This window comes from Hyphomicrobium sp. (assembly GCF_036262015.1).
Taxonomy (GTDB): domain Bacteria; phylum Pseudomonadota; class Alphaproteobacteria; order Rhizobiales; family Hyphomicrobiaceae; genus Hyphomicrobium_C.
In genome coordinates, this window is the sequence record NZ_DATAJR010000008.1 from 1164089 (window position 1) to 1183864 (window position 19776).

The 19776-nt window shown below is 62.8% G+C and carries 17 protein-coding genes; 3 read left to right on the top strand and 14 right to left on the bottom strand.

The window, feature by feature from the left end:
* Positions 1-20 precede the first annotated feature (20 nt).
* The 7 genes from VHO05_RS14050 to tpiA form a co-directional block, all read right to left on the bottom strand.
* Positions 21-1238: an XRE family transcriptional regulator gene (locus tag VHO05_RS14050; protein WP_329647209.1), complete on the bottom strand. Its 1218-nt coding sequence runs from the start codon at positions 1236-1238 to the stop codon at positions 21-23.
* Positions 1238-1924: a hypothetical protein gene (locus VHO05_RS14055; protein WP_329647210.1), complete on the bottom strand. Its 687-nt coding sequence runs from the start codon at positions 1922-1924 to the stop codon at positions 1238-1240. The genes VHO05_RS14050 and VHO05_RS14055 overlap by 1 nt, the downstream gene beginning before the upstream one ends.
* 134 nt (positions 1925-2058) lie before the next feature.
* A complete protein-coding gene (locus VHO05_RS14060) occupies positions 2059-3687 on the bottom strand; it encodes a CTP synthase (protein WP_329647211.1) in 1629 nt (542 codons plus the stop codon).
* A gap of 114 nt (positions 3688-3801) precedes the next feature.
* Positions 3802-4332, bottom strand: coding sequence for a CC0125/CC1285 family lipoprotein (locus VHO05_RS14065; protein ID WP_329647212.1), 531 nt, complete (start codon positions 4330-4332; stop codon positions 3802-3804).
* 105 nt (positions 4333-4437) lie between these two features.
* Positions 4438-4794, bottom strand: a complete 357-nt coding sequence (gene secG, locus VHO05_RS14070) for a preprotein translocase subunit SecG (RefSeq protein ID WP_329647213.1) — start codon at positions 4792-4794, stop codon at positions 4438-4440.
* Positions 4795-5026: 232 nt separating this feature from the next.
* Positions 5027-5449 (bottom strand): hypothetical protein, encoded by a 423-nt coding sequence (locus tag VHO05_RS14075; RefSeq protein WP_329647214.1) that lies wholly within the window; start codon positions 5447-5449, stop codon positions 5027-5029.
* A gap of 96 nt (positions 5450-5545) precedes the next feature.
* A complete protein-coding gene (tpiA, locus tag VHO05_RS14080) occupies positions 5546-6313 on the bottom strand; it encodes a triose-phosphate isomerase (protein WP_329647215.1) in 768 nt (255 codons plus the stop codon).
* 227 nt (positions 6314-6540) lie between these two features.
* Between tpiA and VHO05_RS14085 the strand changes: the two genes are divergently transcribed.
* Entirely contained in the window at positions 6541-8442 is a 1902-nt protein-coding gene (locus VHO05_RS14085; RefSeq protein WP_329647216.1) for a SurA N-terminal domain-containing protein, read from the top strand.
* Between the two features lie 13 nt (positions 8443-8455).
* Complete coding sequence (trpE, locus tag VHO05_RS14090; protein WP_329647217.1) at positions 8456-10015, top strand: anthranilate synthase component I; 1560 nt, start codon at positions 8456-8458, stop codon at positions 10013-10015.
* A gap of 184 nt (positions 10016-10199) precedes the next feature.
* Here the strand turns inward: trpE and VHO05_RS14095 are convergent, their stop codons facing one another.
* The 4 genes from VHO05_RS14095 to VHO05_RS14110 form a co-directional block, all read right to left on the bottom strand.
* Positions 10200-10982, bottom strand: a complete 783-nt coding sequence (locus VHO05_RS14095) for an outer membrane protein (RefSeq protein WP_329647218.1) — start codon at positions 10980-10982, stop codon at positions 10200-10202.
* Positions 10983-11257: 275 nt separating this feature from the next.
* The gene (locus VHO05_RS14100; protein ID WP_329647219.1) at positions 11258-12046 is read right to left on the bottom strand and encodes an inositol monophosphatase family protein; all 789 of its coding nucleotides are present in this window, start codon (positions 12044-12046) and stop codon (positions 11258-11260) included.
* A gap of 158 nt (positions 12047-12204) precedes the next feature.
* Positions 12205-13224 (bottom strand): tetratricopeptide repeat protein, encoded by a 1020-nt coding sequence (locus tag VHO05_RS14105; protein WP_329647220.1) that lies wholly within the window; start codon positions 13222-13224, stop codon positions 12205-12207.
* A gap of 12 nt (positions 13225-13236) precedes the next feature.
* Positions 13237-13896, bottom strand: a complete 660-nt coding sequence (locus VHO05_RS14110; protein ID WP_329647221.1) for a thiamine phosphate synthase — start codon at positions 13894-13896, stop codon at positions 13237-13239.
* 425 nt (positions 13897-14321) lie between these two features.
* On the opposite strand from VHO05_RS14110, the gene VHO05_RS14115 reads away from it, so the two are divergent.
* Positions 14322-16535 (top strand): L,D-transpeptidase family protein, encoded by a 2214-nt coding sequence (locus VHO05_RS14115; RefSeq protein WP_329647222.1) that lies wholly within the window; start codon positions 14322-14324, stop codon positions 16533-16535.
* 287 nt (positions 16536-16822) lie between these two features.
* Here the strand turns inward: VHO05_RS14115 and VHO05_RS14120 are convergent, their stop codons facing one another.
* From VHO05_RS14120 to VHO05_RS14130, 3 genes are all read right to left on the bottom strand, one after another.
* A complete protein-coding gene (locus VHO05_RS14120) occupies positions 16823-17857 on the bottom strand; it encodes a class I fructose-bisphosphate aldolase (protein WP_329647223.1) in 1035 nt (344 codons plus the stop codon).
* Between the two features lie 61 nt (positions 17858-17918).
* A complete protein-coding gene (locus VHO05_RS14125) occupies positions 17919-18668 on the bottom strand; it encodes a YebC/PmpR family DNA-binding transcriptional regulator (protein WP_329647224.1) in 750 nt (249 codons plus the stop codon).
* Between the two features lie 282 nt (positions 18669-18950).
* Positions 18951-19775, bottom strand: a complete 825-nt coding sequence (locus tag VHO05_RS14130; protein ID WP_329647225.1) for a TIGR00282 family metallophosphoesterase — start codon at positions 19773-19775, stop codon at positions 18951-18953.
* Between the last annotated feature and the right edge of the window lies 1 nt (position 19776).

Sequence of the window (19776 nt, forward strand, 5' to 3'; positions counted from 1 at the left end):
GCGGAAGAAATCAGGGTCCCCTACTTCTTGCTTCGGGGATGAAACTCAACGATTTTTCCGCTCTCCAGATCAATAGCGCGCACTTCACCTTGCTTTGTCGATATCGGAAGCCGAACGATATCCGCGGTTGTAAGATATCCGGCATCTAGCCCCGCAATTTGCTCAATTTCCACTGTGGGCAATGTCAACGCCGCGAGAAGCGCCGAGCGACCAAATACTCCGCCCTCTACAACGGCTTCTACACCGCGCTTGAGCATTCGGGGTCGCTCCACAGGCATCTCTCCCGGCTGGTCGAATGGTTCCCGCAAGACCCCTCGCCAACCCCGTCGTGCCATGCTTTTAAAAAGCGCTGATCTCTCGAGGTCGTCAATGAGGCCCAAATTAAATGCGCGATATGCCATCGCGGCGATGGACATTCCCCATCGTCTTTTCAAACTGCAAAAATAATCCAGCGACGGCGCGCGTACTTCCGTCATGAATTCGTCACGCGGGAAAAGGAATGCGCCGGCAAATCTGTGTGCCTGTGCCTCTATCTGTTTGAGTGCCGCCTCCCGGATTTCCTCCGCGGCAACCGACCGATGGAGGACGGCATGTCCAAGCTCATGACAAGCGTCGTACCGAGCACGAGCAGCACTTATCTGTGCAATGTTGATTCCAACAAACGATCGTCCGATTTCTTTCGAGCTAAAACAAAAACCATCTTGCTTATCGGACGGAATATCGAGATGAATGACGGGAATTCCAGCATTCTCCAGCGCCAGCGTTACATCTGGTATAGGCCTATTCCGCAATCCCCAATATTCGCGGAGGTCGCGGGCGGTTCGCTCAATAATCTCAGGAGTGATTAGCCTGTAGTCATTCGGGAGATCCATTTGCGGCAAATCGAACGCCGGAAAGTTGACCTCCTGTTCCAAGAAATAAAAGATTTCGCAGGCCCATACAGCGCGTTGCGCTGTCATTTCTCTTGCGAGCTTGCTCTCGGCTGACTGAGATCTCCAAAAAATAGGCGATAGCGTCTCAGGCCATACAGGGCGGGCGAAAAATTCGACAGGGAAATTGAGTCTCTCCGCTAACGCGGACAAGTTTGACAGCTGAGGATTGTCATCACCATCCTCATACCTCGTTATGGCAGTGCCGCTGACACCGATCATATCGCCGAGCGACTTCTTAAAAAGTCCGCGCGCGCGACGTGCCTCGGCCAGTCGGCCGCCACAAAATGTCGGAACTCCAACCGTCATCACACGGCCTTCTTGGAGTTTCTTTTCAGCGTCACGGTCACGTTGTCGGGCTGGGTCGAACCGTCCGGCGGCGTCGGGGCGGGATCCGGTTTGTGAGCGCGCAAGCCTTCCATTGCGACGTTGTGCAGGTCTACTCGGACGACCCAGTGCGAGTACGCCGCATCGGGGATGCCCAACATCAGCGTACCCAATGCGCGATCATCTTCGTCAAAGTGTTGACCGGCGGGCCCGTGCAGAACGACACCGAGCACGCGGCCATCCCAATCGAGAACGCGGCCCGGCAAGTCCCCGAGATCGAACTCAAGCTGGCGGACCACGCCGTGGGCGTTCGCTAACTCCACCTTGTAGTCGGCTGATCGAGGCGCATCTTTAAGGGAAAGAATAGGTTCCTGGATGATCGTGACGCGGCCGCATTTCAGCAGGAGTTTCGCTTGGCCGTTCGAACCCAAACTCAGGAATTCAAAAGGAACGCCATGCTTCTTCGCCGCGAAGCAGAGGGCCTTCACAAGGCAATCACCGCGACGGCGATTGAACTGCTCGTTCCGATACTCGTCGGAGAAATCTGCGTTCTCGGCAAGCTCGTCATAAAGCCGACGATACTCCCAGGCGGCGGCGATGCACGCCGAGCTCAAAAACTCAGGGTCGATGTCTCTGAGGCAGTCGTCGATGTGGTCGAGAGCGGCCATAAAGGCTCCGCAGCATGAGAATTCAAGTATGTTGTCAGATTCGTCGAAAAAATCAAGTGTCCTGTTGGGTCACCGTGATTTCCTAACGTTTGTTGAGGCAGCCGGGGTGGGGGAGATGCCCGACGCAAAGCTAGTTAAACCAACCTTGACTGCTCCACCGCTGCCGCGATGAAGCTCTTGAAGAGCGGATGCGGCTCGAAGGGGCGGCTCTTTAATTCCGGGTGGAACTGGACGCCTATGAACCACGGGTGATCCGGGTATTCGACCGTCTCCGGCAGTAGCCCGTCGGGCGAGGTGCCGGCGAAGCGGAGGCCCGCGTTCTCCAGGCGCTGGCGATAGTCGGTGTTGACCTCGTAGCGATGGCGGTGGCGCTCGGAGATGTCGTTCGAGCCGTAGATCTGCGCGATGCGGCTGCCTTTTCCAAGGTGCGCGGGGAAGGCGCCGAGGCGCATGGTGCCGCCGAGGTCGCCGCCCTGGCGGCGCTGCTCGAGCTCGTTGCCCTTCATCCATTCGGTCATGAGGCCGACGACGGGCTCGGGCGTGGCGCCGAACTCGGTCGAGCTGGCGCCGGTGATGCCGCACAGATTGCGCGCGGCTTCGACGGTCGCCATCTGCATGCCGAAGCAGATGCCGAAGTAGGGCACGCGGCGCTCGCGCGCGAACTTGGCGGCGAGGATCTTGCCTTCCGAGCCGCGTTCGCCGAATCCGCCCGGCACGAGGATGCCGTGCACGCCTTCGAGATAGGGCGCGGCGTCCTCACCCTCGAAGATCTCGCTCTCGATCCAATCCAGCTTGACCTTCACGCGGTTGGCGATGCCGCCATGCACGAGCGCTTCGATCAGCGATTTGTAGGCGTCCTTGAGCCCGGTGTACTTGCCGACGATGGCGATGGTGACCTCGCCCTCGGGGGTCGCGATGTTGCGCGAGATCGTCTCCCAGCGGGTGAGGTCGGGCTTCGGCGCGCCAGTGATGCCGAACGCTTCGAGCACCTGCTCGTCGAGGCCTTCGCGGTGGTAGGCGAGCGGCACGTCGTAGATCGACGGCGCATCGAGCGCCTGGATGACGGCGTCCTCGCGCACGTTGCAGAAGAGGGCAATCTTCTTGCGCTCCGACTTCGGCACCTCGCGGTCGGCGCGGCACATCAGGATGTCGGGCTGGATGCCGATGGAGCGCAGCTCCTTCACCGAGTGCTGCGTCGGCTTGGTCTTGAGCTCGCCCGCGGACGGGATGTAGGGCACCAGCGTCAGGTGGATGAAGATCGACGAATGGCGCGGCAGCTCGTTGCCGAGCTGGCGGATGGCCTCGAAGAAGGGAAGGCCCTCGATGTCGCCCACTGTGCCGCCGATTTCGACGAGCACGAAGTCGATGCCTTCGTTGCCGGTGATGACGAACTGCTTGATGGCGTCGGTGACGTGCGGGATCACCTGCACGGTGCCGCCCAGGTAGTCGCCCCGGCGCTCGCGCGTGAGGATGTCCTGGTAGATGCGGCCCGTGGTGATGTTGTCGGACTTCTTGGCCGGAACGCCGGTGAAGCGCTCATAGTGGCCAAGGTCGAGGTCCGTCTCGGCGCCGTCGTCGGTGACGAACACCTCGCCGTGCTGATAGGGGCTCATCGTTCCGGGATCGACGTTGAGATACGGGTCGAGCTTGCGGAGACGTACGGAATACCCACGCGCTTGCAGAAGCGCGCCGAGCGCGGCTGACGTCAGGCCTTTTCCAAGGGAGGAGACCACGCCGCCGGTAATGAAGATGTACCGTTGCATGGGCTTTAACAGTACAGCCCTAGCGGCGTGATTCGAAGAGGATTTCTTGTCTCATCCACGGCCGGGTGTGGGGAACGCTGACGGTTGGTGAATTTTAGAGCAGCGTCGGGTGGACTACCCGCAGGGGGCGGACGATACGGGCGCCGCAGCGGCTGGGGTGGCGGACGGGAGGTCGAGCTCGGCGCGGTACTGGTCGAAGGCGGTTTTGGATTCGGCGTAGGAGGCGTCAACCGGCGCGGCGGCATAGGAGACGTCGGCCGTCAGCACGGCGAGCTGCTGGGTTTTCTTGGTCGGGCCCGCACCACTGCCGGGCTGTCCACCGGCGACGTAGGATTTGCAGATCGTGTTGTGGGCCATGCTCTCGATCTTGAAGAACTTGAGCTTGTTCTCTGAGCCGATCTCGGCCGCGCGGGTGGCGGCGATCTTTTCCATGCGCTCGCGGGGCGTCGCGACCGGGCCTTTGACCTCGATGCGGTAGCGGTCCGGGCCGATGATGGATTCGGAGTAGCCGGCTGAAATGATGGCGTTGGAATGCTGATACGGCAGCGCGCCCGTGGCTCCGATGCCGCCTACCCCCGTGGAGCAGCCAGCCATAAAAATCGCGGCTGAAGCCAGTGCCGCGCAGTTTGCCAATGGCCTGAACATGGCCGCTCTCCCGTCCCCAAGCTTTCGCGGACGGTAGCAACGGACGCCCCGCGCCGCCAGTTGCGGCGCGGCAACATCCTCAGGTCAATGCGCCTGGACCGGCGCCTACTTCAGCTTGTCCAGAATGCCGCCGCGCGGTGCGTTGTCGGCCGGAGCGGTCGGCTGGGCGCCGGGCGTCTCGGGTGCCGACGTGGTCGCCGGAGCGGAGGCCGGCGCGTCGAAGGCCGAGCCTTTCGGTGCCGAGTGCTGCGAGATCAGCGTCAGCAGGATGCTGGTCAGGAAGAAGCAGGCGGCGAGGATCGCCGTGGTCCGCGTCAGCAGGTTGGCGGTGCCACGGCCGGTCAGGAAGCCGCCGCCACCTCCGCCGATGCCGAGCGCGCCGCCTTCGGAACGCTGCCAAAGGACGACTGCTACCAGAGCGGCTGCAACCATAATGTGGATCACGAGTAGAACGGTGGTCATAGAGGATGCAACTCCGTGCCCTTTCGAGAAGGGCGAAATCAGGGGGATTGGCGCGGTTTCTACACTACGCGCGTCGTCCCTGCTAGTGCAACGATTGCTGGAGTAGACTTCGAGGTATTCCGTATTCGGACAGTCTTCGTCCGCGAGGAGCCAGTTTCTTGGCGAGTAGATGACAGGTTGTCGCAGCAGGCGATCAATTCTTCACTTCGCCGTTATCCGCCGGGCGGTGCACCTATTGCTTTGACGCCGCGCTTTTGTTCTTGCGCTTGGGAGGCGGGATGTTGCTCGGCGTGCCGCCGCCGGTCGCGTTGCCGTTGAGCTTGGCAGTAGGTTGATCGGGGTCTGCCCCGGCGGTCTGCGGCGGTTTCGGCAGCTCCTTGATGGCGGGCCGTGCCGTGAGCTGCTCGCCGCAGCGGAAACTCAGCTGCTCCTCGATGGCGATCAGGCGCTCGATCTTGCCGAGGCGATCGGGCGCGAGGTTGGTCTTTGCCCACTCGGGGCCACGGTCCATGTCGGCCTTGGCGCCGGCAGCAATGAGGCCGTCATATTCGGTTTTCAGGGCCGTGCAGGCGGGCGGATCAAGCGGCGCGGCGACGGCCTGCGGAGCCGCAAGGACGGCAGGCGCCAAGAGCAAGAAAATCCGCGTGATGCGCATGCTTCAACCTCGTCCGGCCGAATCCGAACTGCGATATGCCTTCATGGCTTTTGATCCGCCGACCTGCAACACCGGCCTGCTACTTAGCAGGGGGTTTTAGGCATAGGCCCGGATGATGGCGAGAAAATCTTCGGCCTTGAGACTGGCGCCACCGACAAGCGCGCCGTTCACGTTGGGAAGCGACAGCAACTCGCGTGCGTTCGAGGGTTTGACGGATCCGCCATAGAGAATGCGCATGCTCAGGCCGTCGGCACCGAAGCGATCTTCGAGATTTTTGCGAATGGCTGCATGGACTTCGGCCACGTCGTTGGGCGACGGGGTGAGGCCGGTGCCGATCGCCCAGATCGGCTCGTAGGCAATGACGGTGTTGGTTTTGTCAGCTGTGCCGGGAATGGAGCCACGAAGCTGGCGCTCGACGACGGTGAGCGTGAGGCCTGCCACGCGCTCGCCGTTGGTTTCACCGATGCAGATAATTGCGGAGAGGCCGGCCCGGTGCGCGGCCGATGCCTTGGCCTGTACGATGCGATCCAGCTCGCCGTGATCGGCGCGGCGTTCGGAATGACCGACGATGACTGCGGATGCGCCTGCATCCTTCGCCATTTCCGCCGAAATGTCGCCGGTGTGTGCGCCGGATGCCGACGGATGGCAGTCCTGGGCACCAACTGCCAGGGCGGATCCCCGGGATGTCGAAGCAAGCTGGGACAGCAGGGTGGCCGGCGGGCATATCATGACCTCCGGCGCGCCCGTCCCGAGGGAGGGGAGGGCGTCACGCACGGCCGCCGCTTCGGTCAGCGCCGCAGCAAGCCCGTTCATCTTCCAGTTGCCGGCTACCAAGGGGCGAATTCCGTTCGAATTTTCGGCCATCGGCACGACTGCTCCCTGATCGTCTCACGGCGGTGCCGTAGGCGGCTTCGAACGTGGACATTTGTTTACCCTCGGCGCCGCAGCTCGGTCTTGCATTCAGCAGCGGGCTGGGCTTCATATCAGCCCATCCCCCGTCATGGACGGGATAAACCGTTTCTGCAAGCGGTGGCGGCCGAGCTGGAAAGCTGTGCCTCGCCGACCCGCATCTAACAGGAAGATTTTCTTCTATGCTTGACGCCCTCCGACGCGGCGCCCAAGGCTGGGTGGCTAAGCTTCTGTTCGCGATTTTGATCGTGAGCTTCGGCATCTTCTGGAACGTTGCCGACGTATTCCGCGGGTTCGGGCGCGGTTCAATCGCGCATGTCGGCGATACGGAGATCTCGGTCACAGACTTCCAGCGGACGTTCCAGAATCAGCTCCGGTCGCTGCAACTCCAGGATGGCGGACGGCTCACGACCGAACAGGCGTTGATGCTGCGTCTGGACCGGCAGGCGCTCGACCAGCTCATCGCGCAAGCGGCGGTCAAGAGCCATGCCAACGAGCTCGGGCTTTCGCTCTCCGAGGAGACCCTGGCCGAGGGTGTGAAAAACGACCCTAACTTTGCGGGACCCGATGGGAAGTTCTCGCGCGTCGGTTTCGACGGCCTGCTGCGCCAGCTCAATCTCAGCGAGCAAGGCTTCCTTGCGATGCGGCGCGACGACGAGGTGCGCGGCCAGATCTCCGATGCGCTGTCAGGCGCAGTCGTGGTGCCGAAGCCGATGATCGACAATCTGCATGCATGGCGCGAGGAGACGCGGACACTCGATCAGGTCACGATGGATTCCAAGAAGGTCTCCGTTGCCGAGCCTGACGACGCGAAGCTGCAGGAGACGTATGAGGCTCAGAAGGCCGAGTTCATGACGCCCGAGTATCGAAAGGCTGCGGCGCTCGTACTCTCGGTCGACGAGCTCAAGAAGGAAGTTACGCTTACCGACGACGAGCTCAAGACCTACTACACCGAGAACAAGGCGACCTACGACAAACCCGAGCGGCGGCGCATCCAGCAGATCCCCTTCAAGGATAAGGCAGCGGCGGAAGCGGCCCGCAAGGAGATCGTCGACGGTAAGAAGAACTTCCTCGACGTGGCCAAGGCGGCTGGCGCAACCGAGACCGACGTCAACCTCGGCATGCTCGCCAAGAAGGATATGATCGACTCGAAGATCGCCGACGCGGCGTTCGCGCTCGAGCGCGACAAGCTTTCGGAACCTGTCGAAGGCAACTTCGCGACTGTGCTGGTGCGCGCGATCGAGATCGACCCCGGCAAGGAAAGCACGTTTGAAGAGTCCAAGGACAAGGTTCGCGACAAGCTTGCGTCGCAGAAGGCCGAGGGTCTCATTCAGGAGCGCTTTGATCTTGTCGAAGAGGGGCGCAACGCTGGCAAGACGCTGAAAGAGATCAGTGCAGAGCAGAAGCTGAAGTTCTTCGACGTGGATGCCGTGGACCGCACCAACAAGACGCCCGACGGCAAGGCCGGCATCGACATTCCGGACGCAGAAGTCGCGCTCAAGGAAATCTTCGCGTCGGGCGTCGGCACGCAGCCAGAGGCCGTCGAGCTGCCCGGTTCGACGTTCGTGTGGTTCGACGTGCTGTCGGTCACGGAACCGAAGCAGAAGCCGTTCGATGACGTAAAGGCGGACGTCAAGAAGCTCTACATGGACAAGGAGACCGCCAAGCAGCTCAACGAAACGGCGCAGAAGCTGGTTGATCGGCTGAAGGCTGGCGAGCCGTTCGCCAAGATCGCGCAAGATGCTGGCGGCGAGGCCGAGGTGTCCGAGCAAATCAAGCGCAATCACTCGCCGCCGGGGCTCACCACCGAGGCCGTGAGGCAGGCCTTCGCGCTGCCCAAGGGTGGTGCGGGGTATGCAGCGACGAGTGATCAGGCGAGCCGAGTCATCTTCCAGGTGAAGGACATCGTTGCGGCGCCCGCAGCCACCAAGGAAGAAGCGGACAAGCTCGCCAAGGAGCTCAAGGACCAGCTCGCCAACGACGACCTTCTCGCCTACGTCGACGCCATCAAGAAGACTCTCGGCGTCCGCATCAACGAAGCCGAGCTCGCCCGCGCAACAGGCGCGGCGTCCGAGACCCAGTAAAGCAGGAGGCGTCGTGAGCACGCTCTCGCAGAGGGCCCAGGCAATCGAGGCGCTCCCGTCGCTCGACGCCTTCGCCAAACGTTATCGCGCAGGCGAAGCGCAGGTGGTCTGGACGCGTCTTGTTGCGGATCTTGAGACGCCTGTTTCGGTTTATCTCAAGCTCGCGCTGGGCAAACCGTTCTCGTTCCTGCTCGAGTCTGTCGAAGGTGGCGCCTCGCGGGGGCGCTATTCGGTGATTGGGCTTTCGCCCGATGTGGTCTGGCGCGCGAACGGCAACTCCGCGGAGATCAATTGCGACCCGGTAAAAAAGCCGGACGCTTTCAAGGCCGACAAGAAGCCCGCGCTCGAGTCGCTGCGCGCGCTCCTGGCGGACTCGCGCCTCGCACTTCCGTCCGAGTTGCCGCCAATGGCGGCCGGTGTCTTCGGCTATATGGGCTATGACACGGTGCGGCTCATCGAGAAGCTGCCCGACGTCAAGGACAATGAACTCGACGTGCCGGATGCCGTGCTGATGCGGCCGATGGTGATCGTGATCTTCGATTCCGTGAAGGACGAGATCAGCATCGTGACGCCGGTCCGTCCTGTGGGCAAAGACGGCAAGGCCGATGCGGAAAAGGACTACAAGGCCGCGCTGAAGCGGCTCAAGAAGACCGTGCACGCGCTGGACGAGCCGCTCCCCCATGCGGCGTCCGTCGCTTCCAAGAAGCTTGCGCAGCCGGAGCCGAAGTCCAATACCACCGCACGCGAATACATGAGCATGGTCGACCGCGCGAAGGAGTACATCCGCGCCGGCGACATTTTCCAGGTGGTGCTCTCGCAACGTTTTTCGGCGCCGTTTGCGCTGCCGCCGTTCGCGCTCTACCGCGCACTCAGGCGCACGAACCCGTCGCCGTTCCTGTTCCATCTCGATCTCGGCTCCTTCGCTCTTGTCGGATCGAGCCCAGAGATTCTGGTGCGTGTGCGGGACGGCGAGGTGACGATCCGTCCGATCGCTGGAACCGCGCCGCGTGGTGCGACGGAAGCCGAGGACAAGACACTCGCGGACACGCTGCTGCGTGATCCGAAGGAGCGCAGCGAGCATCTCATGCTGCTCGATCTCGGGCGCAACGATGTGGGCCGCGTGGCGGATGTGGGCTCGGTGGAGGTGACGCAGAAGTTCGTCGTCGAACGCTACAGCCACGTCATGCACATTGTCTCGAACGTGATCGGGCGGCTCTCCAAGAAACACGACGCGATCGACGCGCTGATGGCAGGTTTTCCCGCGGGCACCGTCTCCGGCGCGCCCAAGGTCCGCGCGATGGAGATCATCGACGATCTCGAGAAGGCGAAGCGCGGTCCGTATGCGGGTTGCGTCGGGTACTTCACGGCCGATGGCGAGATGGATACCTGCATCGTGTTGCGCACGGCGCTCGTGAAGGACGGGAAGCTTTATGTCCAGTCGGGTGCGGGCATCGTGTTCGACAGCGTTCCTGAAAAAGAGCAGCAGGAATGCATCAACAAGGCCAAGGCCATTGTGCGAGCAGCAGAGGAAGCCGTGCGCTTCGCCTCGCGTGGGAGCAAGAGGGCGCGCTAGGCCGGATCCTCAGTGCGTGTCCGGTTTCCGGCTCAAAGCGCACAGCGCGACGCGTGTCCGCGATTTTCGCGGCTGATCCCAAGCGGACGCTCGCTCCTCAGCCCTAAATGGCGTTCTCCACGTCGCAACGCGCGAACCGTGCCGCCGAGACGCAGTGTCCCGGCGGCACGTCCGTGGCGTCAAACTAGAAATCGAACCCGATGCCGGCGGTTGCCAGATGGTGGGACGTGCCGTCGAAGCGAACTGTCCAGGCACTCGTGGGAACATGGGTATCAAACGCAGTGGGCCCGAATGTCTGATCGACGGCGCCGAGGTATAGGTAGCGATACTCGCCGAACAGGTAGGCGTTGCTGCCAATTGCGACGCGAAGACCGGCCTTGATCTGCGCAGCGAAGGTCCAGGCAGAGGAGTCGGGGCCGGAGTTGAAGTGGTTGAGGTTACCCTCCGATGGGTTGGTCTGAAGGGACTTCGCGCCGTCGATGCTGACGAGGGCGCCGCCGATACCGCCGCCGATATAGGGCGTCACACCCGGATAGGACGTTGGAAAGCTGAGAACCATGTTTGCCAGGAAAACGGCGCTATTCATCGGGTAGGTGGCATCGAACGTATGCTCAGGAAGCCTGTTCGTAGGGTTGTTCAGCGCCGCGCGCCGGGTGCCAGTGTCGAGATAAAAACCTTCGATTTCGAAGGCGGGCAGCACGAGCGAGGGATAAGACATTTCATAACCGACCTGTCCGCCGACGAACCCGACACCGCCGCTGCCGGTCCGCCCCGTCGCATTGACGGCTAACGGGCCTCCCGAGGCCTCGGGAAAAAAGGCGGTGCCAAGCTGGCTGACGTCAGTGGCGGTGCTGGAGCCCCCACCGCCGAAAACGCCGACGTAAACACCGCGGGCCGGCTTGTCTGCAGCGACGGCCGGTGCCGCCACAAGACTCGCGATGATCGCTAGCGTCAGTTTGAATCGCATAACCGTTCCCCCTCTGATGACAGGCCGAATCACTTTCTGTATGCGCATCAAAGTATGGTAACCTTGCCACAAGCACACGGCGTCGCTGCCACACACTGTCATTATGTGTGCATGCTCCGGCATGGCCCTCGTGACGAGGTGGGATCAGGCAGGACAGAGGGGCGTTGGGAGAAGAGGGGATACCGGCTGAGGCGAGCCGGTTGTGGCCCCAGATGATCTCGGTCGACGGTCTTGATTGACTGCTTTCGCGCGGAGCGAAAGTTCGCCTCGACGGGTTAGTGGGCGAGGAGGGGCAAGAGAGCCTTCGTGATGGCGCTGTTGCCGGCCAGGACATCGCCGCGGGTGAGCGCCGTATCGCCGCCATCCACGTCCGTTACCAGTCCACCGGCTTCGCGCACGAGAACGATGCCCGCCGCGAGATCCCACGGCTTCAGCCCGCGCTCCCAGTAGCCGTCGTATCGGCCGGCTGCGACGTAGGCGAGATCAAGGGCGGCGGAGCCGGACCGGCGCAGGCCCGCGACTTCCATCATCACCGTCTGCATTTCGTTCAAGAAGCGCGGATGGCCAGGGCGGCCGCGATGGGGGATGCCGGTGACGACGACGGCGTCGGCCAAGCTTTTGCGGGCGGCCACGCGCAGGCGGCGCTTGTCGCTCAGAAACGCACCTTTGCCCTTTTCGGCCGTGAAAAGTTCGTCGCTTGCGGGATTGTAGACGACGCCTGCTACGAGCACACCCTCACGCTCGAGGCCGATCGAGATGGCGAAGTGCGGAATGCCGTGCAGGAAGTTCGTGGTGCCGTCGAGGGGATCGACGATCCAGCGGTGGGTTTTGTCGACGCCTTCGATCTCGCCGCGCTCTTCCATCAGGAAGCCGTAGCCGGGGCGCGCCTTCGACAGCTCCTTGAAGATGATGTCCTCGGCCTTATGGTCGGCGGCGGACACGAAATTGGCGGGTCCCTTCACGGACACCTGAAGATTCTCGACCTCGCCGAAGTCGCGGGCGAGCGACCGGCCGGCTTTGCGCGCGGCGGCGACCATTACGTTCATCAGGGCTGAGGCGGGCATGAGCAGCGGCCAGGAAAGTTGAAGGCGGGCCGCAGGCTGGCGGCACGGCGATTGAGAGGGATGGCGAGGCTCTGACGCTTTCGGGCCGGAACGTCAACCTTTTTCGCGGGCGGTTCCGTTCAACTCCTTAACGTTCCGCGCGCGGAGGCGTTGAACGATCAGGGTAACGCCATGACTTCCCGGCGTTCGCGCCATTCGGTCGCGGCGGCTTCAGCCTTGGTGCGATCTTTATCGGGCAATGCCGCGACGAACAGGTCCAGCTTGTCGTCAACGATCCCGCCCGCCTTGGCGATGTAGCGCCATTTGGCAGCCTCGATCGGATTGGCCTCGACGCCGACGCCTTCGGCATACAAGTGGCCAAGCCGGTTCTGAGCGCCGGCGACGCCCTTGTCGGCTGCCGATTGGAGATACGTGACGAACTTGCCTTCGTCGGCGGTGAGGCCGCGGCCCTGGAGCAGCATCACAGCGTAGTCGTACTGGGCCGCGGGCAATCCTTGGGCTGCGGCTTTGGAACTCCACTTCGCGGCCTCGAGCGCATCGTTCGGGACGCCGTTGCCTTCGAGATAGAGCGCGGCGAGATCGTATTGCGCGGCGGCGACGCCTCTCTCGGCGGCGTAACGGATGTGCTGCGCGGCGCGGTAAGGGTTCTCGGGCTTGCCAGAGCCGCGCAAGAACAGAAGGCCGAGATTGTAGTTCGCTACCGGGTCGCCGGTCGCGGCGGCCTTTTCGAACATCTCAGCGGCGAGGTTCATGTCCTTCGAGACGCCGCGTCCTTCCGCAAGCATCTTGCCGAGCGCGACCATACCCTGGAGGTCGCCTAACTCGGCGGCTTTCGCGTACCAACGGGCGGCGGTGCCTTCATCCTTGGGAACGCCGAGCCCCTCGGCGTAAATGCGTCCGACCAGGGTGTGTGCCTCGGGGTCGTCGTGAGCGGCAGCTTCTTCCGCGAGTTTCAGCGCCGTCAGATATTGTCCCTGATCGAATGCGGCGTAGGCGGGATCTTCTTCCGGAAGGGCCGAAGATTCGCTTTTCAGCTCGGGAGTCGTGGCTGCGGGAGGTGCGGGTGCCATCGTGGTCTGCGGCCAATACGGCTTGAGCATTCCCGTCGCCACGAGGCCACCGATCCCCCCGAGGGACAAGCCCACGCATCCCAGAGCGACAAGATGGGCTGTTTTCACGACGGCTGCTCCTCAGGCTGCGTTGGCGGAAGCGGAGAGCGCCGAGGCCAAGTCCTGCCCCCATGTCTTTTCAACCGCTGCACCCGGGAATTCGGAGGGAAGCTGCACGGCAACGAAATCCACGCCGGCTTGCACGAATTCGGCGACGTCATCCGGTGTCGCCGAAACGAGCGCGACCACCGGCACGAGAAAGATTTCCGCCCACCAAGTCACCAGCTCGTGCTGGGTCTCTCGCGCTTCCTCTTGCGTGTAGGCATCTGTCATGCGGCCGAAGGCGATGTAGTCGGCGCCTGCCTCTCCGAGTGCCATCGCATCGTGGCGCGAGATCCCCGCGTCGACGCCGACGATCGCGTCAGGGCCGAGCGCTGTGCGCGCGGCTTCGTACGCGTCTTCGATTTCGGGGCGCCAGGAGATGTGCACGCCATCCGCGCCGACGGCTTTGGCGGTCGCTATGTCGTTCGCAAGGAGCGCCGCAATGGTCTTGCTCTGCGCGAGTGCCACGAGGGGCTTCGCGACAGTCGGATCGATAGCCGGGCTATCGCCGGGCGGGACAAGGATCAGAGTCAATGCGCCGGTTGCCTCGAGTGCTGCATCGAGACGGGAGGACCAGTCCGCGCCGGAACGCGCTTCCACGATGAGGCACAAGCCAGGGTCTGAAGATTTCTGGGACATGACCCCTCGGTTCTATTCCACAGGGGCTTGGAAGCCCCTTTCGCGCGAGCCTATGTGTCTCAAATCCGGCGGAAAAGAGACTCCGCCCGGTGTGATGGAATTGTGAGGGAAAGAAAAGGTGTTTCTCTATCGCGGGGGCCTGGTTCCGGCTATCGTCAGCTCTTGCGAATCCGAGGGTTGGGTCTGCCTAACCGACAGAGCGGGCTCAGTTTTAAGCCTGACTTAAGCTTGCTGCCGCTGTTCTGCAGTATGGCCGAATAGATTCGGGCGCCGATGTTAAGCGTGTTTCTATCGATTGTTTCCGGTCTATGCCTGATTTTCCGGGCATGAAATTGCCATGCTGTGTCTCCACTTGTCGGGCAATGCCCAGAAAGTGGGTGTTACAAACGGGGTGCTGCGTGTCCCGCTTTGGGGGAGCCAAATTGATGCTCACGACAGTTTCTACGCGCATTTTTGCCGCCACAGTCGCGCTTGGCACATTCGCTCTGGCCGCTTCGAGCGCCGGAGCCCAGACTACGACAGGCGCGCTCCCCACACCACAAACGCCACCAGCACCCGCCGCCCAAACCGGGACAACGCCGGCGGCTCCGGCCGCAACGGACACGAAACCTGCGGAAGCTCCCGCGAACGCCATTGCTAACGCAGCAGCACCCACACCTCCGGCTGCGACGTCTGCTGCGCCGGCGACTCCCGCAGCTTCCACGCCACCCGCTGCGGCTTCGACGGCGACGACTCCGAACGCTCCATCGGGTTCCAGCACTCCTGCTGCAACTCCAGCAGCGCAGGCCGCGCCCACCGACACCGCAGCGCCGGCAGCGACGCCGCCAGCTGCTCCTGCAGCTGCAGCAGCGACAACCGCGCCTGCTCAGACGCCGCCCGCAACGCCCGCTCAGGCTGCAGCGCCTCAAGCGCCCGTGGTCGATCCAGTCGTCGCCGTAGTGCGGACCTGGCTCGGCACGTCGGCCAACACGTCGAAGTTTGCCAAGGATGACGTCGCGGCTGCCTCAGCATTCTACGGCAACCGTACTGAAGGCCCGGTATGGGTCGACGCCTCGGGGTTCAACGCGAAAGCAAAGAGCGCGATGGCCGAGGTACGGAAGGCGGATGACTGGGGCCTCTCGGCTGCAGCGTTCGACCTGCCGACCCTTGCGGACTCGTCTGCGACGCCGGAAGCTCGTGCCGAGGCTGAAAGTAAGTTGACGCTTGCGCTGTTGAAGTATGCGCGCTTCGCAAGGGGCGGACGTGTCAGTCTGGCTTCGCTGAGCCGTCTCATGGATCAGACGCCGCCCATCAAGGACCCGGCCGTCGTGATGACGGAGCTGGCGGCTTCAGCGACGCCGGATGCTTATCTACGCAATCTCCATCCGAAGCATCCGCAGTTCCAGCTCCTGCACAAGGCGCTGCTCAAGGCGCGCGGCACCACGGACACCGCGGTTGAGGTGGATCCAGCACTCAAGATCAATCTGCCGCCCACGAAAACAACGTTGAAAGTGGGTGTCGATGCGCCGGAAGTGGCGCTGCTGCGCCAGCGTCTCAAGGTTCCCGCGGACGCGGGGGCCAAAGACTCACTGTTCGACGAGAAGCTCGAGCTGGCGCTCAAGGCCTATCAGGTCGAGAAGGGGATCAAGGCGAGCGGACAGCTCTCCGGCGCCACGCGCGTGTCGCTCAACAAAGAAGTGGACGCGCAGCGCGCGCCCGATCCGGAGCGCGGCACGCAGCGGATCGTGCTCAATATGGAGCGCTGGCGCTGGATGCCGGAGGATCTCGGCAAGGTCTATGTCCAGAACAACATCCCCGAATACGTCACGCGCGTTTACAAGGGCAACGAGGTCATCTTCAAAGAGCGGATCATCGTGGGCCTGCCGCAGTGGCCGACGCCGGTGTTCTCGGAAACGATGAAGACGATCGTCTTCAACCCGTCGTGGGGTATGCCCGATGGTATCAAGACGCGCGAGCTCGCTCCGCGTCTGCGGGCTGCGGGCGGCGGCTTCCTGTTCTTCGGCGGCGGAGGCGGGGGCAATATCATCCGCGCCTATGGTCTCGACGTCTATCGCGGCGGCCGCCGGATCGATCCGGACAGCGTCGACTGGACCACGGCCGATGTCAGGAACTTCAGCTTCGTTCAGCCGCCGGGCGGTAAGAATCCGCTCGGGACCGTCAAGTTCCTGTTCCCCAACAAACACGATGTCTACATGCACGACACCATCGAGCGATCCCTGTTCGCTCAGCCGAGCCGCGCGCTGTCCCACGGCTGTATCCGCGTGCAGAACCCGCGGCAGTTCGCCGAGGTCATGATCGAGCAGGCCAACGGTCTCGACGCTGCCGGTGTGGAACGTGCTGTCGGTGGAGGCGGAGATGTCACCCTCAAAAATCCGATCCCCGTGCACATGACCTACTTTACAGCGGTCGCGGATGAGCAAGGCCATGTCTCGACATTCGCCGATCTCTATGGCCACGACAGCCGCCTTTCGGCGGCGCTGACCGGGCGGGCTTTGAAGCTCGATCCGGTGATCGAGACGTCGTCGGCCGATCCCGTTTCCGACGAGCCGATGCAGAGCGGCTCAAAGCAGAAGAAGAAAAAGAAGTATCAGTCGCCTGACACGCTGGCCGATGCGATCTCCGGCTTCTGGATGAACTGAGAGCTCCTCGAAACTTGAGATCTGAAAACAGTCAAGGCGCAACGAGGGGGCTCGTCGCGCCTTGCTGCTTGGCCTTCGTTCCATCGGTTCGAAGGCTATAGGGTTTGGGTCTCCACCCAAGGAATTCGGTTCAAGATTCGGCGGCGAGTTTTACGCGCGAATAAATACGCGCAATGCTCCGCGCCTGCCCCACAATGCAGATCCCCGCAGCCGGTTCCGGCTTTCCAATAAAAAAGGATGCGAGCTCATCGCTCGCACCCTGATTGTTAGTGTTGCAACTTGAGAGGTTACGCGGCCTTCTCGAGCTTCGCATCCCACTTGCCGAGCGCGGCGAGGCTGTTCATGCGGGCACGGTGCGTGAATGCGCGCTGGCCTGCCGCAACGTTCTCGGGCTTGCCGCCCCAGGCGGTGAGCGCTGCGGCCTGGAGTGCTCGGCCGTAGGAGAACGTCAACGCCCAGGGTAGCGGGCCTGCGGCGTTCATCAGCGAGAGATGCTGGGTTGCGGCTTCGTCGGACTGGCCGCCCGAAAGGAACGCGATGCCAGGGACCGCCGACGGCACCGTCGACTTCAGACAGCGCAGCGTCTTCTCGGCGACCTCTTCGGCGGAGGCCTGCTTCACGGCCTTCTGGCCCGCGATCACCATGTTCGGCTTCAAGACCATGCCTTCGAGCTCAACGCGCGCGTCATAAAGCTCGCGGAACACTGTGCGCAGCGTCCACTCGGTGACGCGGTAGCACTCGTTGATGTCGTGGCTCGAGTGCGGACCGTCCATCAGGATTTCCGGCTCGACGATCGGGACGATGCCGGCTTCCTGGCAGAGCGCCGCGTAGCGGGCGAGGGCGTGGGCGTTGGCCTTCACGCAGTTCCAGGTAGGCAGGCCGTCGGCGATGGTGATGACGCCACGCCACTTCGCAAAGCGGGCGCCGAGCTTGTAGTACTCGGCGAGACGTTCGCGCAGGCCGTCGAGGCCTTCGGTGATGGTTTCGTTCTTGGAGGTTGGGCCGACGAGCGGCTTGGCTCCAACGTCCACCTTGATGCCGGGAATGGAGCCGGCGGCCTTCATGATGTCGACAAGCGTCGTACCATCCTTGGCCTTCTGGCGGATCGTCTCGTCGTAGAGGATGACGCCGGAAACGTAGTTCTTCATGGCGTCATTGGCGCGGAACAGCATCTCGCGATAATCGCGGCGGGTGTCTTCCGTCGAGGTGACGCCGATGCTGTCGAAGCGCTTTTTGATGGTGCCGGAGCTTTCGTCGGCGGCCAGGATGCCTTTTCCGGGCGCTACCATGGCTTGGGCGATGTCTGCGAGCTTCTCGGTCATGTGCCTCTGGTCCGGTTCGTTGATTTCAGGGTTTCGTGCCGATCTCGCGGCTGGTGCGCGATCAGGCTGCAGTGAGCTTCTTCAAGACTTCCTCGGAGACCTCGAAATTGGCGAAGACGTTCTGAACGTCGTCGTCGTCCTCGAGCGCCGCAATGAGCTTCATGATGCTCTGGGCGTTCTCCTCGTCCACCTCGGTCGTGAGGTTTGGCTTCCAAACGGCTTTGACGCTCTCGGGTTCGCCCAGCTTCTCCTCGAGCGCGCCTGCGACGGTGCCGAGGCTGTCGAACGAACACGTCACGACGTGGGCCGTTGCATCGGAAATCGCGTCATCGGCGCCGGCTTCAATGGCTGCCTCGAGCACGGCGTCGGGCGATCCGGCGGCCGGCTTGAAGCGGATCTCGCCCACGTGCTCGAACATGTGGGAGACGGCGCCGGTCGAGGCCAAGTTACCGCCGTTCTTGGTAAAAACCGCACGGACGGCGCCGCCCGTGCGGTTTCGATTGTCGGTCAGGGCCTCGGCGATGACGGCGACGCCACCGGGCGCGTAACCCTCGTAGCGGATCGTTTCATAGGCTTCGCTATCGCCGCCGATCGCCTTCTTGATGGCCCGCTCGATGTTGTCTTTGGGCATGTTTTCGGCCCGCGCCGACTGGATGGCGAGACGCAGGCGCGGGTTCATATCGGGATCGGGAAGGCCGGACTTGGCGGCGACGGTGATTTCCCGGGCAAATTTCGTGAACATCTTGGCGCGGGCTGCGTCCTTGCGGCCCTTCTTGTGCATGATGTTCTTAAACGCTGAGTGGCCGGCCATGTGTCCTGAAGTCCGTTGGCGGGGCGGTCCCCCGCAGGTTTGGGTCCGATTTAATGAGCGGGCGCCTCGCGCCGGTCAACCCCCCTCAAGCCCGCAATATCAGCGACAACAGGGCGATTCCCCCCTGTTTTTTCCTTAAGGGGCGGGGTCTCGCTGTGCGGTGCAGAATCAACTAGGCTTACCCCATACCGCCAATGCCCAATCGCGGACAGGGTGAGCATGCTCATCATTGCGCTGAGGGCGGGGCAGACCCCTCCTCATGCGGTTGCCATAGACTCTCTCTCAATCTACCCAGAAGAGCGGCTCGGTCGGCTCAAGAACGCCACCGAGCCGCAAACTTTTCACGCGCACGGCAAGCCCGGTCTTGTCGTCGATTTCGACAGCCAGACCCGAGACAGTCGCCGGGCCCAGAGCCGGCTCGAAGCGTTCGCGCGGCAGGCGGGTCAGGAAGCGATTGAGCGGTTCGTCGATTTCCATGCCGAGCACGGAATTGTAGTCGCCGCACATGCCGGCGTCCGACATGTAGGCGGTGCCGCCCGAAAGGATGCGCTCGTCGCTGGTCGGTGTGTGCGTGTGTGTGCCGACAACGACGCTGGCGCGCCCGTCGACGAAATGGCCGAGGGCCTGTTTCTCGCTCGTCGCCTCGGCGTGGAAGTCGATGAGGATGACATCGGCGCCGGACTTCAGGCCGCAGGCGGTGATCTCGCGATCGACTGCCCGGAATGGGCAATCGATTTCGGTCATGAAGACCCGGCCCATGGCGTTGATCACGAGTACGTCGGCGCCGTTCTTTGCTCTGAAGAGACCTGCGCCGCGGCCCGGCGTTCCCGGTGGAAAGTTGATGGGCCGGATGAGGCGTTCCTGACGCTCGATGAAGACGAGCGTGTCCTTCTGGTCGAAGGCGTGATTGCCGAGTGTGACGGCGTCCGCTCCGGCGTCGATCAGCTCGAGGTGGATGGCTTCGGTGATTCCGAAACCGCCGGCGGCGTTCTCTGCGTTGATGACCAGGAAATCGAGCTTGTAGCGCGCGCGCAGCCGCGGAATGGCTTCGACCGCTGCCCGGCGGCCGGCTCGTCCGACGATGTCTCCAAGAAAGAGCAGGCGCATT

Excerpts from the sequence above, each read along its gene's own strand:
- VHO05_RS14050 (WP_329647209.1), bottom strand. The coding sequence starts at position 1,238 with ATGACGGTTGGAGTTCCGACATTTTGTGGCGGCCGACTGGCCGAGGCA.
- VHO05_RS14055 (WP_329647210.1), bottom strand. The coding sequence starts at position 1,924 with ATGGCCGCTCTCGACCACATCGACGACTGCCTCAGAGACATCGACCCT.
- VHO05_RS14060 (WP_329647211.1), bottom strand. The coding sequence starts at position 3,687 with ATGCAACGGTACATCTTCATTACCGGCGGCGTGGTCTCCTCCCTTGGA.
- VHO05_RS14065 (WP_329647212.1), bottom strand. The coding sequence starts at position 4,332 with ATGTTCAGGCCATTGGCAAACTGCGCGGCACTGGCTTCAGCCGCGATT.
- secG (WP_329647213.1), bottom strand. The coding sequence starts at position 4,794 with ATGACCACCGTTCTACTCGTGATCCACATTATGGTTGCAGCCGCTCTG.
- VHO05_RS14075 (WP_329647214.1), bottom strand. The coding sequence starts at position 5,449 with ATGCGCATCACGCGGATTTTCTTGCTCTTGGCGCCTGCCGTCCTTGCG.
- tpiA (WP_329647215.1), bottom strand. The coding sequence starts at position 6,313 with ATGGCCGAAAATTCGAACGGAATTCGCCCCTTGGTAGCCGGCAACTGG.
- VHO05_RS14085 (WP_329647216.1), top strand. The coding sequence starts at position 6,541 with ATGCTTGACGCCCTCCGACGCGGCGCCCAAGGCTGGGTGGCTAAGCTT.
- VHO05_RS14095 (WP_329647218.1), bottom strand. The coding sequence starts at position 10,982 with ATGCGATTCAAACTGACGCTAGCGATCATCGCGAGTCTTGTGGCGGCA.
- VHO05_RS14100 (WP_329647219.1), bottom strand. The coding sequence starts at position 12,046 with ATGCCCGCCTCAGCCCTGATGAACGTAATGGTCGCCGCCGCGCGCAAA.
- VHO05_RS14110 (WP_329647221.1), bottom strand. The coding sequence starts at position 13,896 with ATGTCCCAGAAATCTTCAGACCCTGGCTTGTGCCTCATCGTGGAAGCG.
- VHO05_RS14115 (WP_329647222.1), top strand. The coding sequence starts at position 14,322 with ATGCTCACGACAGTTTCTACGCGCATTTTTGCCGCCACAGTCGCGCTT.
- VHO05_RS14120 (WP_329647223.1), bottom strand. The coding sequence starts at position 17,857 with ATGACCGAGAAGCTCGCAGACATCGCCCAAGCCATGGTAGCGCCCGGA.
- VHO05_RS14125 (WP_329647224.1), bottom strand. The coding sequence starts at position 18,668 with ATGGCCGGCCACTCAGCGTTTAAGAACATCATGCACAAGAAGGGCCGC.
- VHO05_RS14130 (WP_329647225.1), bottom strand. The coding sequence starts at position 19,775 with ATGCGCCTGCTCTTTCTTGGAGACATCGTCGGACGAGCCGGCCGCCGG.